At 71.4% G+C, this 14347-nt stretch carries 15 protein-coding genes; 3 read left to right on the top strand and 12 right to left on the bottom strand.

What is annotated here, in order from left to right; genetic code table 11:
* Positions 1 to 8: 8 nt before the first annotated feature.
* The 6 genes from INP57_RS16995 to INP57_RS16970 form a co-directional block, all read right to left on the bottom strand.
* Positions 9 to 770, bottom strand: coding sequence for a DeoR/GlpR family DNA-binding transcription regulator (locus INP57_RS16995; protein ID WP_200071231.1), 762 nt, complete (start codon positions 768 to 770; stop codon positions 9 to 11).
* A 273-nt stretch (positions 771 to 1043) separates the two neighbouring features.
* Positions 1044 to 2429, bottom strand: coding sequence for a class II 3-deoxy-7-phosphoheptulonate synthase (locus INP57_RS16990; RefSeq protein WP_200071230.1), 1386 nt, complete (start codon positions 2427 to 2429; stop codon positions 1044 to 1046).
* Between the two features lie 225 nt (positions 2430 to 2654).
* The gene (locus INP57_RS16985; protein ID WP_200071229.1) at positions 2655 to 3137 is read right to left on the bottom strand and encodes a pyridoxamine 5'-phosphate oxidase family protein; all 483 of its coding nucleotides are present in this window, start codon (positions 3135 to 3137) and stop codon (positions 2655 to 2657) included.
* A gap of 98 nt (positions 3138 to 3235) precedes the next feature.
* Entirely contained in the window at positions 3236 to 4273 is a 1038-nt protein-coding gene (locus INP57_RS16980) for a 6-phosphofructokinase (protein ID WP_200071228.1), read from the bottom strand.
* 229 nt (positions 4274 to 4502) lie between these two features.
* Positions 4503 to 5003: a polyadenylate-specific 3'-exoribonuclease AS gene (locus tag INP57_RS16975; RefSeq protein ID WP_200071227.1), complete on the bottom strand. Its 501-nt coding sequence runs from the start codon at positions 5001 to 5003 to the stop codon at positions 4503 to 4505.
* A gap of 54 nt (positions 5004 to 5057) precedes the next feature.
* A complete protein-coding gene (locus INP57_RS16970) occupies positions 5058 to 5792 on the bottom strand; it encodes a lysophospholipid acyltransferase family protein (RefSeq protein ID WP_200071226.1) in 735 nt (244 codons plus the stop codon).
* Positions 5793 to 6027: 235 nt separating this feature from the next.
* Here INP57_RS16970 and INP57_RS16965 point away from each other — a divergent pair, with 235 nt between their 5' ends.
* Together INP57_RS16965 and INP57_RS16960 are read left to right on the top strand one after the other, a co-directional pair.
* Positions 6028 to 6789 (top strand): alpha/beta hydrolase, encoded by a 762-nt coding sequence (locus tag INP57_RS16965; protein WP_200071225.1) that lies wholly within the window; start codon positions 6028 to 6030, stop codon positions 6787 to 6789.
* A complete protein-coding gene (locus INP57_RS16960) occupies positions 6786 to 7280 on the top strand; it encodes a DUF308 domain-containing protein (protein WP_200071224.1) in 495 nt (164 codons plus the stop codon). Before INP57_RS16965 ends, INP57_RS16960 begins: the two co-directional genes overlap by 4 nt.
* Positions 7281 to 7539: 259 nt before the next feature.
* Here the strand turns inward: INP57_RS16960 and INP57_RS16955 are convergent, their stop codons facing one another.
* The 6 genes from INP57_RS16955 to INP57_RS16930 all read right to left on the bottom strand — a co-directional run bounded on the left by INP57_RS16955 (position 7540) and on the right by INP57_RS16930 (position 12272).
* On the bottom strand, positions 7540 to 8496 hold the full coding sequence (locus tag INP57_RS16955) for an ROK family protein (RefSeq protein WP_200071223.1): 957 nt from the start codon (positions 8494 to 8496) through the stop codon (positions 7540 to 7542).
* Positions 8490 to 9038 (bottom strand): hypothetical protein, encoded by a 549-nt coding sequence (locus INP57_RS16950; protein WP_233627749.1) that lies wholly within the window; start codon positions 9036 to 9038, stop codon positions 8490 to 8492. Before INP57_RS16950 ends, INP57_RS16955 begins: the two co-directional genes overlap by 7 nt.
* A 38-nt stretch (positions 9039 to 9076) precedes the next feature.
* A complete protein-coding gene (locus INP57_RS16945; RefSeq protein WP_200071222.1) occupies positions 9077 to 10300 on the bottom strand; it encodes an ArsA family ATPase in 1224 nt (407 codons plus the stop codon).
* A 230-nt stretch (positions 10301 to 10530) separates the two neighbouring features.
* Positions 10531 to 10974: an SRPBCC family protein gene (locus INP57_RS16940; protein WP_200071221.1), complete on the bottom strand. Its 444-nt coding sequence runs from the start codon at positions 10972 to 10974 to the stop codon at positions 10531 to 10533.
* A 97-nt stretch (positions 10975 to 11071) separates the two neighbouring features.
* Positions 11072 to 11860 carry a metallophosphoesterase family protein gene (locus INP57_RS16935; RefSeq protein WP_200071220.1) on the bottom strand — a complete coding sequence of 263 codons (789 nt, stop codon included), beginning with the start codon at positions 11858 to 11860 and terminating at the stop codon, positions 11072 to 11074.
* A gap of 31 nt (positions 11861 to 11891) precedes the next feature.
* Complete coding sequence (locus INP57_RS16930) at positions 11892 to 12272, bottom strand: polyketide cyclase / dehydrase and lipid transport (RefSeq protein ID WP_200071219.1); 381 nt, start codon at positions 12270 to 12272, stop codon at positions 11892 to 11894.
* A gap of 226 nt (positions 12273 to 12498) precedes the next feature.
* Here INP57_RS16930 and INP57_RS16925 point away from each other — a divergent pair, with 226 nt between their 5' ends.
* On the top strand, positions 12499 to 14301 hold the full coding sequence (locus tag INP57_RS16925) for an AMP-dependent synthetase/ligase (RefSeq protein WP_200071218.1): 1803 nt from the start codon (positions 12499 to 12501) through the stop codon (positions 14299 to 14301).
* Positions 14302 to 14347 lie beyond the last annotated feature (46 nt).

The following is a 14347-nucleotide window of genomic DNA, read 5'->3' as shown; positions in this document are numbered from 1 at the left end:
CTGTGTGCTCACACTCGCACCACCTTGGGGCCCGCGGCCTCGATGTCGGTCGCGATGTCCCCGTCCAGCCCGGTGTCGGTGATCAGCACGTCGACCTCGGCGATCTCGCCGTACCGGTGCAGCGAAACCGGGCCGATCTTGGTGTGGTCGGCGAGCAGGACCCGTCGCCGCGCCCCGCGCAACAGCAACGTCTTGATCTCGGCCGAGTTCTGATCCGGGGTGGTCAGCCCGCGGTGCAGCGAAACCCCGTCGGTGCCCAGGAAAGCCACGTCCGCGAACACTTCGCGCCACCGCTGCGCTGCCCAGGCACCGACGCCGCCGTTGGTGGTCGCGCGCACCCGGCCGCCGGGCGTGAGCACCGACAGGTTCGGCCTGGACGCCAGCGAGACGGCGATGCTGAGGCTGTCGGTAATCACCGTCAGCGGCCGGTCGGTCGGCAGCAGCTCGGCGAACCTGGCGCAGGTCGTGCCGGACTCGATGAGCACGGCGCCCTCCGCGGGCACCTCGTCGAGCGCGGCCCGGCAGATCCGGGTCTTCTCGGCGACCATCACGTTCTCCCGGGCGGACAGCTGCGGGTCGAAGCTCCACCGCTCCACCGGGATCGCACCGCCGTGCACGCGGTGCAGGAATCCGTGCTCCTCCAGCACGGTCAGATCGCGCCGGATCGTCTCGGGGGTCACTTGCAGCTGCCCCGCGAGCCCGGTCACGTCGACTCGGCCCTCCTGCCTGGCACGCTCGACGATGAGCTGCTGGCGTTCACGCGCGTACACCCGGTCGGCCTCCGGTCTGGACCCGATTCCCAGGACCCGGTTCGATGCCCGGATCGGTCCGCTTCAATCTGACCGAGTTTGTTTATCCGGTGAGCGCAGTCACCGTCAAGGGCGCACGGCTAAGGACATGACCAGGATCAGCCGCGGAATTCCCGGGACGATCCCGGAGAGTCACCACGAGCCACGCAAAAAGCGGGTGCACCCGGAAACACCCGGCGCACGAGAACGGGCCGGGGTGATCCCACCCCGGCCCGCGCGTGCGCTCGATCCCGGTCAGCTGCGCAGCATCTCCGCGACCAGGAACGCCAGCTCCAGCGACTGCTGGGTGTTGAGCCGCGGATCGCAGGCCGTCTCGTAGCGGCCCGCCAGGTCGGTGTCCGAGATGTCCTGCGCGCCGCCGAGGCATTCGGTGACGTGCTCGCCGGTCAGCTCGATGTGGATGCCGCCGGGGTGGGTGCCCAGCCGGTGGTGCACCTCGAAGAAGCCCTGCACCTCGTCCACCACGCGGTCGAAGTGGCGGGTCTTGTAGCCGGTGCTGGACTCGTGGGTGTTGCCGTGCATCGGGTCGCACTGCCAGACCACCTGGTGCCCGGCGGCGGTGACCTTCTCCACGATCGGCGGCAGCAGATCCCGGACCTTGCCGTTGCCCATCCGGCTGATCAGCGTCAACCGGCCCGGCTCCCGGTTCGGGTCCAGCCGCTCGACGTACTCCAGCGCCATCTCCGGGGTGGTGCTCGGGCCGATCTTGAGCCCGATCGGGTTGGAGATCAGCTCGGCGAACGCGATGTGCGCGTGGTCGAGCTGCCTGGTGCGGTCCCCGACCCACACGTAGTGCCCGGACAGGTCGTAGAGCCGCGGCGTGCCGTGCGAGGTGTCCAGCCGCAGCATCGCCCGCTCGTAGTCCAGCACCAGCGCTTCGTGGCTGGCGAACAGGTCCACCGCGTGCAGGCTGCTGTCGTCCACGCCGCAGGCGGCCATGAACCGCAGGCCGCGGTCGATCTCGGCGGCCACCGACTCGTACCGCTCCCCGGCCGGGGAGTTGAGCACGAAGTCCTTGTTCCAGTCGTGCACCTGCGCGAGCGCGGCCATCCCGCCGCTGGTCAGCGCGCGGGAGAGGTTCATCGTGGCGCTGGCGTTGGCGTATGCGCGGATCAGCCGGGACGGGTCGTGCCTGCGGGCCTCCTCGCTGGCGGCCAGCGAGTTGACCATGTCCCCGCGGTAGCTGGGCAGCCCCAGCGCGTCGGTGGAGTTGGACCGCGGCTTGGCGTACTGCCCGGCGAGCCTGCCGAGCTTGACCACCGGCATGCTCGCGCCGTAGGTCAGCACCACCGCCATCTGCAGCAGCGTGCGGATGTTGCCGCGGATGTGCGGTTCGGTGTTGTCCGCGAACGTCTCCGCGCAGTCCCCGCCCTGCAGCAGAAAGGCCTCGCCCCGCGCGACCGCCGCGAGCTGCCCGCGCAACCGGTCCACTTCGGAGGGCACGGTCACCGGCGGGACGCTCTCCAGCACCTTGCGCACGCCGGCGACCTCGTCCTCGGGCCACTCGGGCTGCTGGGTGGCGGGCAGCTTCAGCGCCGCATCCAGGCGGGCGCGCATCTCGGGGGGCAGCGGCGGCAGTTCCGGCAGTTCATCGACCGGAACATCGACGGTCCAATTCACGTGACCAGGATAGGGCGTGCTGGCCACCTGTTTTCATGTGGGCGGCGGCGCAGCGCCGCCGATCTTGCCCAGTCGCGTCGATTCAGCTCCACCCGCCGGGGCCCGGAGGTGGCTCGCCGGAGCTCCCGCGGCGGCCGGCGCCCGCGATCTAGGGGCTGTTTCATAAGCGGCGCCGGCCGCTGCGGTGCCCGAGGACTCAGCCGGACCACCGGCGGGTTCTCAGGCCTAGTAGCCGCCGCCGAGTTTGCGGTGGTCCCAGCTGATCGTGCGGGTCGGGGTGAAGCGGAACCCGACGCGCTTGGGCACCTGGGCGCGCACCGCCTCCAGCGCGGCGGGTTCGTCCGCGGGCTCCCAAGTGCCGTAGCGCCTGCCCAGCGCGGTACCGATGCGCTCGATGTCCCCGGGCACCTCCAGCGCCTCGACGTCGCACTCCAGCGAGACCCCGCGCAGCTGGTCGTAGCTGCTGCCGGTCTCGGCCATCAGCGTGGCGCGGGGGTCGCGGCGCAGGTTCAGCGTCTTCTGCGCCTTGGCGAACGTCCACAGCTCGACCACCGTGCCACCGGGCACGACGCTTCCCGGGACGAACCACATCGGCACCAGGTGCGGCCGCCCGTCCGGTTTCACCGTGCCGAGCACGATCGTGCGCCGCTGTTCGAGGAAGTCGGCGACTTCGCCATCGGTCATCGAGATCAGCCCGCGTCGGGACATCCGCGCTCCCCTACCGCCGTCGGTACCGGCCCGACCCTAGGTTCCCGCCGCGATTTCCGGAACCTCCCGGCACCGGAACCGCCGGGGCTGGTCGGCGATCAACCGAACAGCGCTTCGGCCTCGGCGTAGCGGGACAACGGCACCGTCTTGAGCTTCGCGGTCGCCTCGCCCAGCGGCACCCGCACGACGTCGGTGCCGCGCAGCGCGACCATCTTGCCGAAGGCGCCCTCGCTGACCGCATCCACCGCGTGCAGCCCGAACCGGGTCGCCAGCACCCGGTCGTAAGCGGTCGGAGTGCCGCCGCGCTGGGTGTGCCCGAGCACGACCGCGCGGGATTCCTTGCCGGTGCGCTGCGCGATCTCGTCGGCCAGCCAGGTGCCGACCCCGCCGAGCCGGACGTGCCCGAAGGCGTCGGTCTCGCCGGTCTGCAGCACCTCCTCGCCGTCCTGCGGGATCGCGCCCTCGGCGACCACGATGATCGGCGCGTACTGCCGCTCGAACCGCTGCTGCACCCAGTCGCAGACCTGCTCCACGCTGAACCGCTTCTCCGGCCCGAGGATCACGTTCGCGCCGCCGGCCAGCCCGGAGTGCAGCGCGATCCAGCCCGCGTGCCTGCCCATCACCTCCACCACCAGCGCGCGGTGGTGCGACTCGGCGGTGGTCCGCAGCCGGTCGATCGCCTCGGTGGCGATGTGCACGGCGGTGTCGAAGCCGAAGGTGTAGTCGGTGGCGTCGAGGTCGTTGTCGATCGTCTTCGGCACTCCGACCACCGGCACCCCGTCGCGGGTGAGGCGTTCGGCGACCCCGAGGGTGTCCTCGCCGCCGATCGCGATCAGCGCTTCGACCCCGTGCTCGGCCATCGTCGCCTTGATCCGCTGCACCCCGTCGTCGTGCTGGTACGGGTTGGTGCGCGACGAACCGAGGATGGTGCCGCCGCGGCTGAGGATGTCCTCCACCTCGTCCAGCCCGAGCGGCATGGTGGCGCCCTCCAGCGGACCTTTCCAGCCGCTGCGGAAACCGACGACCTCGTGCCCGTGCACCGCGATCCCCTTGCGCGTGATCGCCCGCAGCACGGCGTTCAGACCGGGGCAGTCGCCGCCACCGGTCAACACCCCGATCCGCGTTCCAGCCGGCATCCTCGCCGCCTCCTCTGCTCGCCTGCACTCGCTCGCGCCGCGCTCGCTCGGCACCGAGCGGGGTGATCTGGATCTCCCCGGGCAGCAGCCTGGCACGGCCTGTATCGGTGCAGCAAGTACTCCGGTGGTGGAACGGCGCCCGTGGAACCTGCGTCCGGCTCAGGTGCTGGCCTTCTCCGAGCGGCGCCGGCTGCTTTCGCCACCCGCGCAAGACGAGCGCGAAGCTGGCTCAGAGCGGGTAGCCGCGCTTGCGCTGCACGTCCTCGATCACCTTCCAGCGCTGCAGGTTGTGCCGCGCGTCGGCGAGCGCGTCGTGCGCGTTCGCCGGTGCCGAGGGGAGCTTCGGCTTGCCCACGTCCTCCCAGCGCTGCCGCAGATCCCGGGTGAACTTCGGAATCCGCGAGGGCAGCGCGGGCATCGCGCCCCACAGCTGGGCGAGCGCGACGTGGTCGTAGGCCGCGTACCAGGCCCAGAGTTCGATGTTGTCGTGGCGTGCGGTCAGGAACTCGTACAGCTCTTCGCGGATGCGCGCTCGCGGGCGCCAAGCGCCGTCCGCGGGCGGGGGCAACTGCGGGAGCACGTTGCGGCGCACCCATTGGCCCGCCCGGCCCGCGTCGAAGTCGGTGGAGACCGCGTAGAACTCGCGGCCGGTCTCGTCCACCATGCCGATCGAGACCAGGTCGATCGTCTGCCCGTCCTCGATGAACTCACAGTCGTAGAAGAACCGCACCGAACCAGCGTAAAGAGGGCGGTGCGGGCGAACGCCCGGCCCCGTCGGACCCGCTCAGCTCGCCTTGGAGCGGGGCATCCGGTCGGTCCAGCCCGCGACGTCCTTGCCCTGCGCGGTCAGCTCGTCCTTGGCCTTCGCGGCGTAGATGTCGACGTACTCCTGGCCGGACAGCTCCATCAGCGCGTACATGATCTCGTCGGTGATCGAGCGCTCCACGAACCGGTCCCCGGCCAGCCCCTCGTAGCGGGAGAAGTCCAGCGGCTCGCCGACCTTGACCCGCACCTTGTGCGGGTACCACATCTTGGAGCCGAGCGGATTGACCTTGTCGGTGCCGTACATCGCGATCGGGATCACCGGCACACCTGCCTCCAGCGCCATCCGCGCGACCCCGGTCTTGCCCTTGTAGAGCCGGCCGTCCGGGGAGCGGGTGCCTTCGGGGTAGACGCCGAGCAGCTTGCCTTCGCGCAGCAACCGAACGCCGGTGTCCAGCGCGGCCTGCGCTGCCGCGCCGCTGGAGCGGTCGATCGGGACCTGGCCGACCCCGGAGAAGAAGAACTTCTGGAACTTGCCCTTGATCCCGGTTCCGGTGAAGTACTCGCGCTTGGCCAGGAAGGTCACCCGGCGCGGCATCATCAGCGGCATGAAGAACGAGTCGGCGACCGCGACGTGGTTGCTGACCAGGATCGCCGCACCGGACTGCGGCACGTGCTCGGCACCGTCGATGCTCGGGCGGCAGAACAGCTTCATGAGGGGACCGAGCAAGAAGTGCTTCATCACCCAGTACAGCACGCGCCGCTGCCTTTCTGAACACCCGGAATACCTAGTTCAGGTTACGGAGCGCCCGCACGCCGCACAATGCGGCCCCTGCGGTATCGGATCAGCCCCGGAAGATCGCCCCGCACCGGCCACAGCCATGCGACGATGAACCGGTACCCGGGTCGAGGTGAGCGGTAGGGAGGCTGTGTTGCCCATCCCACGGGGGTTGCCCATCCCACCGGGGTTGCCGGTGCCATCGGAGTCACCCGTGCTCGCCGGCGCCGAGCCGTTCGTGCACGAGGGTGCCGACGACGTCGGCGTGTTGCTGTGCCACGGATTCACCAGCACTCCGCAGAGCATGCGCAGCTGGGGAGAGCACTTGGCCGCCGAGGGGTACACGGTCCGCTGCCCGCGCCTTCCCGGGCACGGCACCACGTGGCGCGAGTTGAACCGCACCGGCTGGGACGAGTGGTATTCGGCGGTGCGGACCGAACTGGAATCGCTGCGCGCCCGGTGCGGTTCGGTGTTCGTGTTCGGCCAGTCGATGGGCGGCACGCTGGCGTTGCGGCTGGCCCAGGAACATCCCGACATCTCCGGGGTCGTGCTGGTGAACCCGTCGGTGCTGACGCTGCGGCGGGAAGCCGCGCTGCTGCCGGTGCTGTGCCGGGTGCTGCCTTCGGTGCGCGGGCTCAGCGGGGACATCGCGAAGGCCGGTAGCACCGAGCTCGCCTACGGGCGGGCGCCGCTGCGCGCCATGGCGAGCCTTCGGCGGTTGTGGCGGATCGTGCGGCGCGACCTCGGCAGGGTGCGCGCGCCGGTGCTGCTGCTGCGCTCGGCGACCGACCACGTCGTCGAACCGCTCAACGCGAAGGTCGTGCTCGACGGCGTGGGCGGCGACGACGTCACCGAGGTCGTGCTGCCGGACAGCTACCACGTCGCAACGCTCGATCACGACGCGCCGACGGTGTTCGCCGGTAGCGTCGAGTTCATCCGCCGGATCCACCGCGAGCGCGTCGGAGAAACCGCATGAGCACCCGCCACGACAATGCCGACGGACCCGAGGACATCGACGCGGCCTTCGCCGAGATCGTCGCGGGCTTGGAACGCGACGAGCCGCTGGCGCGCTGGCCGCAGGAGGACGGGCCGCGCACGACCGCGGACGACGCCGACGGGCAGGGACGGGCACCGGATCCGCCGGGCCGAGCGGACGAGGAGCTGAGCCCGGCCCCGGTGGAGCCTGCGGGGCCGCGGGACTGGACACCGCCCGCTGAAGCGGACGACGAAGGCCACTACGAGCCACCGGAACCACCGCCGATGCCGCGACCGACCGCGGCCACGATCGGCGGGATCTCGACGATCGTGCTGGGCGTGCTGCTGCTGGTGGTGCCGGGGCTCGCGGGGCTCGGCGGCAGCGTGGCGCTGCCCGCCGGGCTGATCGCGATCAGCGGCGGGATCGGCTGGTTGCTGCTGCGGTTGCGGAGCAACCCGCCGGGATCCGGTGACGACGGCGCGCGGCTCTGAGCAGCTGCCCGGATACGGCATCGGCGGCGCGGTGGAGCCGACCGGCCGGTGAACTTCCGGGCCCCGCGGCGTGCTCGCCTCGCCGAGCCGGCGACGGGCTCAGCGCCTGTTCGGGACGAGCGCTGCCATGTCGCCTTCTCCGAGCGGTCCGCTTCGCCCATTCAGCGTTCCGCAGCCAGGAAGCCGCCGCGGTCCGCCACCGGCACCGTTGCGCAAGTCGTTCTGCAGGGACTTCGCAGCCGGGTTCGACGACGAAGGTTCAGCAGGTCCGGGCGTGCGCGGCGACGTGTTCGCGGGCCAGCGTCGCGGCGCCGACGATGCCCGCCTCGTCCGCGTGCTTGGCCACCCGGACCTTTGCCAACGGGCGATGCCCGGCGCCGGTCATCGCATCCGCGTAGTGCTGCCGGGCTTGCCGCAGGAACAGGTGCGCCGAACCGGACACGCCGCCTGCGAGCACCACGACCTCCGGGTCGTAGACGTCGGCGACCAGCGCCAGTCCCTCACCGAGCCAGCGCGCCAGCTCGCCCACCGCGCGGCGCGCGACCGGGTCGCCGTCCTCGGCAGCGTGCGCGACGCGCTCCCCGGTGATCTCGCCGGGGTCGGCGGCGGCCTGCGCGGCCAGCGGCGAGGACGCGTCCTCGGCCAGCAGTTCCAGCGCGGTCCGGGCCAGGGCGGTTCCGCTGCAGTAGCGCTCCCAGCAGCCGCGCTTCCCGCACGGGCATTCCCGCCCGTCCGGAACCAGCCGCAGGTGGCCGAGCTCCGGCGCCACTCCGTGCGCCCCGCGGAACACGTCACCGCCGAGCACCAGCGCCCCGCCGATGCCGGTCCCCAACGCCACCAGCGCCGCGACCCGCGCGCCGACCGCGGCACCGAACCGCTGCTCGGCGATCGCGGCCGCGTTGGCGTCGTGCTCGAGCACCACCGGCAACCCCACTCGGGCGGCGATGTTGTCGGCCACGGCCACGTGCCGCCACGGCAGGTGCGGTGCGAACCGCACGACCCTGCGGTCCTCGCTGACGAAACCCGCCACGGCCAGGCCCACTCCGGCCACCGGGTAGTCGGCGGCGAGGGCCAGCACGGTGCCCGCGATGGCGGAGTCGAGTTCAGGTCCGGTGCCCGCCGACGGCACCCGCAGCGTCTCCAGCACGGTGCCCTGCGGGTCGACCACGCTGGCACGGACGCTGGTGCCGCCCACATCCACGCCGACGGTCAGCAATCGCGCTCTCCCATCGAAGCGCCCTTCCCGGCCGCTGCGGCGGTCTTGCCGCGCACCCGGCGAACCTCGATCCGCTGCACCTTGCTCGCGGGTTCGGCGGCCGGTTCGGCGGTTTCCGCAGCCGGACCGGCCGGATCGGTGTGCCGGTGTTCGGCGAGGGTGCCCCGCAGCAATTCCACGAGCCCGGACAGCTGGTCGGCCAGCTTCGCGGTCAGCTCCGGTTGATCACCGCGCACCAGCGCGGCCACCGCGCAGATCGGGCACCAGCCGCAGGAAGCGCCACCCGAGCCGGTTTCGCCGGACGGCCCAGCGCCGGACGGCCCAGCGCCGCGATCGCGAGTCCGCTCAGCACCGCCTGCGCCGCGCAGGTACTCCTCGGCGCGCTGCGCCGCCGCGTCCAGCAGCAGCCGGAGCTCTTCGGCCATCCGGTCGCGACCGCCCCCGTCCTGCTCGGAACCCGTTCCGCGACCGCTGGAGCCACCGCTGTCCGGCTCTTCGCCCGTTCCCGACGTCACCTCGGGATCGGGGTGTTCAGCACGCATCCGCTCACCACATCCACTGGTCCACATTGGTCACAGCCTCAGCGCATCCACTGCTCGGGATCGGGCCGGAACGACACGGTGATCCCGTCGTCGGCGGCGACCGCGGCGGTCACCGCGCAACGGCGCAGCACCGCGGGCAGCGCGATGAGCCGCCTCCTGCCGTCGATGGTGACGGCCAGCTCGTCACCGATCCGCGCCAGGTCCAGCTCGGCGTCGTCGTGCAGCGGCAGCGCGATCCGCAGCGTGTATTCGGAGTCCAGCGCGCGCCCGCCACCGCCGAGCTCCATCTCCGGCGCGAACGCGGCGCCCTCCAGCGGGTCGTCGCCGTCGTAGAGCTCGTCGGCGAGTTCCAGCAACGCGCCGGGGCCGACCGGTTCGGCGGCTCGATGAGCCACCGTGCGCAGCGGCAGTTCCGTCGCCGAGCGCACCTGCCCGAGCACCGCGTCCTGCTCCCTGCGCCGGGTTCGCATCCAGGCCGCCGCGTTCCCGCGCGCCGAACCGGGATCCGGCACGAGCCGGTTGGCGACCAGCCCGTCGACCCGGATCTGCTGCAACGCCAGTGCGGTCAGCGTCCGGCGCGTCTCGGCCGCCACCACCGCCTCCGGGGTCAGCACCAGCCGGACGCTGGTGTGCTCGGAGGTGAGCGTGCGCCGCAGCCCGAGCAGCCGCTCCGCCAGGCGGCTCACGGCATCGGCCACCGCATCCCAGCGTTCGACGTTGTCGCTGCCCGCCAGGCCCGCCAGCACGCCGCGGACCATCCGCCGGTGCGCCGGGAACAGCCGCTCCAGGTATCCGGCGATCGACTCCGGCAGCGACAGCAGCCGCAGCGTTTCGGCGGTCGGGCCGCAGTCGACGAGCACCGTGTCCCACACCCCGCTCTCGGCGAACCGGAACACTTCGGCCAGCCCGAGCAGGTCCTCCACCCCGGGCAGGTGGGTGAGCTCCTCCGCGTCGAGTTCGCTCACGCCCGCCCCGAGCAGCAGGGTGCGCAAGTGCTCGCGCAGCTCCGACCACGCCTGGTCGAGCAGCCCGCGGGTCTGCACCTCGGCGGCGTGCAGCCGGACGTCGCGCCGCTGTTCGTGCAGTTCCACTTCGCGCGGTTCAGCACCGAGCGCGGCGCCGAAGGCGTCGCCGAGGGAGTGCGCCGGGTCGGTGGAGACCACCAGGACCTTCCGGCCGCGCTCGGCCAGGCGCGCGGCCGTGGCGGCGGCGAGGGTCGTTTTTCCCACGCCGCCCTTTCCGGTGAACAACAGGATGCGCAAGGGCGGTCTCAGTGCGGAGTCGGGACAGGAACGTCGAATGCCGTTGATACTCGATCTTCGTTGCGGCCGCATCGCAGCCGCGCCGCAGGAAGCGCCACGTGATCCGGTCGTGCCACTTCCGCCCGGAAACCGGCGACGCGGGCGGGAAAGCGCGCCGCCCGGAAACACTGTCGATCAACGCGGCCGCATCCGCTACTCGGAGCGCGCGGCGGAAAACGCGCCCGCGCGGCTCAAGTCCCCGATTCGACGCGGCGTTTGAGCTCTTTCAGCGCCGTATTCATGATCATTTTCTCGGCCTTGCGCTTGAACATGCCGATCATCGGGATCGCCAGGTCCACCGCCAGGCTGTAGGTGACCTCGGTGCCGCCTTCCGGCTGCGGCCGCAGCGAATACGTGCCTTGCTGCGCCTTCTGCACCTGCCCCTCGGACAGCGTCCAGCTCACCGACAGCCCGTCGTCGGCCCACTCGTAGACGTTGACGTAGGTGTCCTTGACCACCCCGGCGTCGAGCACGAACCGCACCTTCTCGGCCAGGCCCGAGCTGGTCGTCGAGAGCACCTCGGTCTCCTTGACCGCCTCCGCCCACTCCGGGTAGGCGGCGAAGTCCGAGATCACCGCCATGATCTCGGCGGCGGGAGCCTGGATCACGATGGATTGGGTGGACTGATCGACCATGCCGCGCAGATTACAGGTTCGCGGCCACCTCCCGCGGCACCGGCGGGTGCGCCCGCCCGCGCTGCGCCGCGGCCGAACCGCAGCGCAACGCGCCTGCTCACCAACGCAGCACGTAGGGCTGTTCGGTGCGCTTGAAATGCCCGACGTTGACGCATTCGGTGCGCCCGATCCGGACCCGCTGCGCCAGCGGCTGGTGCACGTGGCCGAACAGCGACCAGCGCGGGCGGTCGCGGTGGATCCGCTCCAGCAGCGCGGCCGAGCCGTGCTCGGCGCGACGTGCGATGACGTCGTAGACCAGATCCGGGACCTTGGGCGGCAGGTGCGAGCACAACACGTCGACCTCGCCGAGCCCGGCGACCGCGGCGTCGAACTCCTCCTCCGGGCGCAGGTGCGGCACCCAAGCCGCGTCCCGGCGCAGCTTCCCGCCCGGAGCCAGGATCGTGCCGCCGACGAAGCCGAAACTCAGCCCGCCGATCTCCACCGTCTCGCCTTCCACGAAGTGCACGCCTTCGCGGGCGAACTCCGGCCACAGGCCCGGCTCGTCCACGTTGCCCGCGATCGCGTAGGTCGGCGCGGTCATCGCGGCGAACAGCTGCGAGTACTGGTCGCGCACCGCGTCCTGCACCACTGCGCGCGGATCGTCCAACGACTCCCACAGCGAGCGCGCGTAGGCGCCGATCTCCGGGCCGCGGTGGTTGCGGCGCAGCTCCGCGAAGTGCGCCACCTTCTCCGCGCCGAACACCGCGCCCAGGATCCCGCGCCCGTGGTCGTGGTAGTCCACGAAGTCGATCAGGTCGCCGAGCACGACCAGCGCGTCCGCCCCGTCACCGGCCCGCTTCAACGCCTCGGCGTTGCCATGGACGTCGGACACCACGTGCACCCGCACACTCTCTCCTCAATCACCGTTGGCTCGACGATCACCGCGACGGGGGTGGGCAGCCCGGTGCCCGGCCGGCCTCCAACCGGGACTTGAGCTCGAACACCAGCTCCCGCACGGCCAGCCTGCGCCGCCGCAGCTCGGCTGTCACCCACCGCCCACGTCGCGGACCGGGCGGGTCGGCGCGCAGGAAGTAGTGCAGCACGGTGCCGTCCAGCACCGGCTGCAACCACACCTCCATGCTGCCGCGCAGGTCACCGGTGAGCCGCCAGCGCATCCCCTCGATGCCGCGGTCGGCCTCGGCGACCGGCGCCAGCCCGGGCCATTGCCGCGGCCAGCGGTCCGGGTCGGCGAAGTGCGGGGCCAGCGCGGCGGGCGCCACGGCCAGGAAGACCTCCTCGGCGAGGTCGATCGCGGACATGCGGACCAGCCTGCCACGAGCGGCGCCACCGGCGGGAACCTCGCAGCCGCGGCGGCAGCCACTTGCGCGGCGGGCGGCGCCGCTGCTCGCGCGCGGGCATGGCAGGCTGCCACCGCACGACTAATCGAGCCCGAAAAGTTTCGCATCAATAACACGGGACTACCGCCGAGTAACCATCGGCGTTAGGTTGTGCCCACAATTAGGACGTTTATCGGAGGTTTCCAAGGTGCGAGAGTTCAGCGTCCCCGCCACCAACACCGTGGCCGACGACGAGAACCTCACCGACATGGTGTGGGCCAACGCGGAACGCTTCGGTGGCACCGTGAGCTTCCGCCGCCGGGTGGAGGGCACCTGGATCGACGTCACCGCGGCCGAATTCGCGACTCAGGTGCTGGCCGTGGCGAAAGGGCTCATCGCCGCGGGAATGCGGCACGGCGACCGCATCGGGCTGATGTCGCGCACCCGCTACGAATGGAGCCTGCTGGACTTCTCGATCTGGGCCGCGGGCTGCGTGACGGTGCCGATCTACGAGACCTCCGCGGCCGACCAGGCCGAGTGGATCCTCACCGACTCCGGCGCGCGGGCGGTCATCGTCGAGACCGAGGCGCACCGCGCGGAAATCGACAGCGTGCAGGACCGGCTGAGCGACGTCGCGCAGGTCTGGCAGATCGACCCGGCCGGCGACGCCTCCGGGGCCGTGGCGGAACTGACCGCGCTCGGCGCCGAGGTCTCCGACCAGACCGCGCACGAGCGCCGCCGCGAGGTGCGCGCGGACGAGATCGCGACGCTGATCTACACCTCCGGAACCACCGGCCGCCCCAAGGGCTGCGAACTGACCCACCGCAACCTGCTGGCCGAGGTGCGCGCGGACGTCGAGGCGTTCCCGCACCTGATGCGGCAGGGCAACTCGATGCTGATGTTCCTGCCGATGGCGCACGTGCTGGCCCGCGCCATCGCCACCGCCTGCGTCTACTCGCGCACCACGCTGGGCCACACCGGCGACGTCAAGGAACTGGTCACCGACCTCGGCTCGTTCCGCCCCACGCTGGTGCTGGCGGTCCCGCGGGTGTTCGAGAAGGTCTACAACACCGCGAAGCAGAAGGCGCACGGCGAGGGCAAGGGCCGCATCTTCGACGCCGCCGAGGACACCGCCGTCGCCTACAGCAAGGCGCTGGACCAGGGCGGGCCGGGCCTGGGGCTGCGGGCCAAGCACCTGCTGTTCGACAAGCTGGTCTACGGCAAGCTGCGCGCGGCACTGGGCGGTCGCTGCAGCGGCGCGGTCTCCGGCGGTGCTCCGCTGGGCGACCGGCTCGCGCACTTCTACCGCGGCGTCGGCGTGCCGGTGCTGGAGGGCTACGGGCTCACCGAGACCACCGCAGCGGCCGCGGTCAACGTGCAGGAGGCGGCCAAGATCGGCACCGTCGGCAAGCCGCTCGCGGGCACCAGCATCCGGATCGCCGAGGACGGCGAAGTGATGATCAAGGGTGACGTGGTGTTCCGGAAGTACTGGAACAACGAGACCGCCACCAAGGAGTCGCTGGAGGACGGCTGGTTCCACACCGGCGACCTCGGCTCCCTGGACGAGGACGGTTTCCTGCGGATCACCGGGCGCAAGAAGGAGATCATCGTGACCGCGGGCGGCAAGAACGTCGCCCCGGCCGTGCTCGAGGACAACCTGCGCGCGCACCCGCTGATCAGCCAGTGCATGGTGGTCGGGGACAAGAAGCCGTTCATCGGCGCGCTGGTCACCCTGGACCCGGAGTTCCTGCCGTCGTGGCTGAGCAACCACGGCCGCTCGCAGGACACCCCGCTGAGCGAGCTGGCCGAGGACTCGGAAGTGCGCGCCGAGGTCCAGTCCGCGATCGATCACGCGAACCAGGCGGTCTCCCGCGCCGAGCAGATCAAGTCCTTCCGCATCCTGGCGAAGGACTTCACCGAGGCCACCGGTGAGATGACGCCGAGCCTGAAGCTCAAGCGCAACAAGGTCGCCGAGAACCACGCGGAGGACATCGAAGCGATCTACTCGTAAGCGCCGGTCGCTGCGCAACCGGCCGGGAACCCAGTCCTGCAACGGC

The organism is Saccharopolyspora galaxeae, assembly GCF_016526145.1.
Taxonomy (GTDB): domain Bacteria; phylum Actinomycetota; class Actinomycetes; order Mycobacteriales; family Pseudonocardiaceae; genus Saccharopolyspora_C; species Saccharopolyspora_C galaxeae.
Note: the sequence above shows the minus strand (reverse complement) of the source record. Positions and strands in the feature narration are given on the sequence as shown.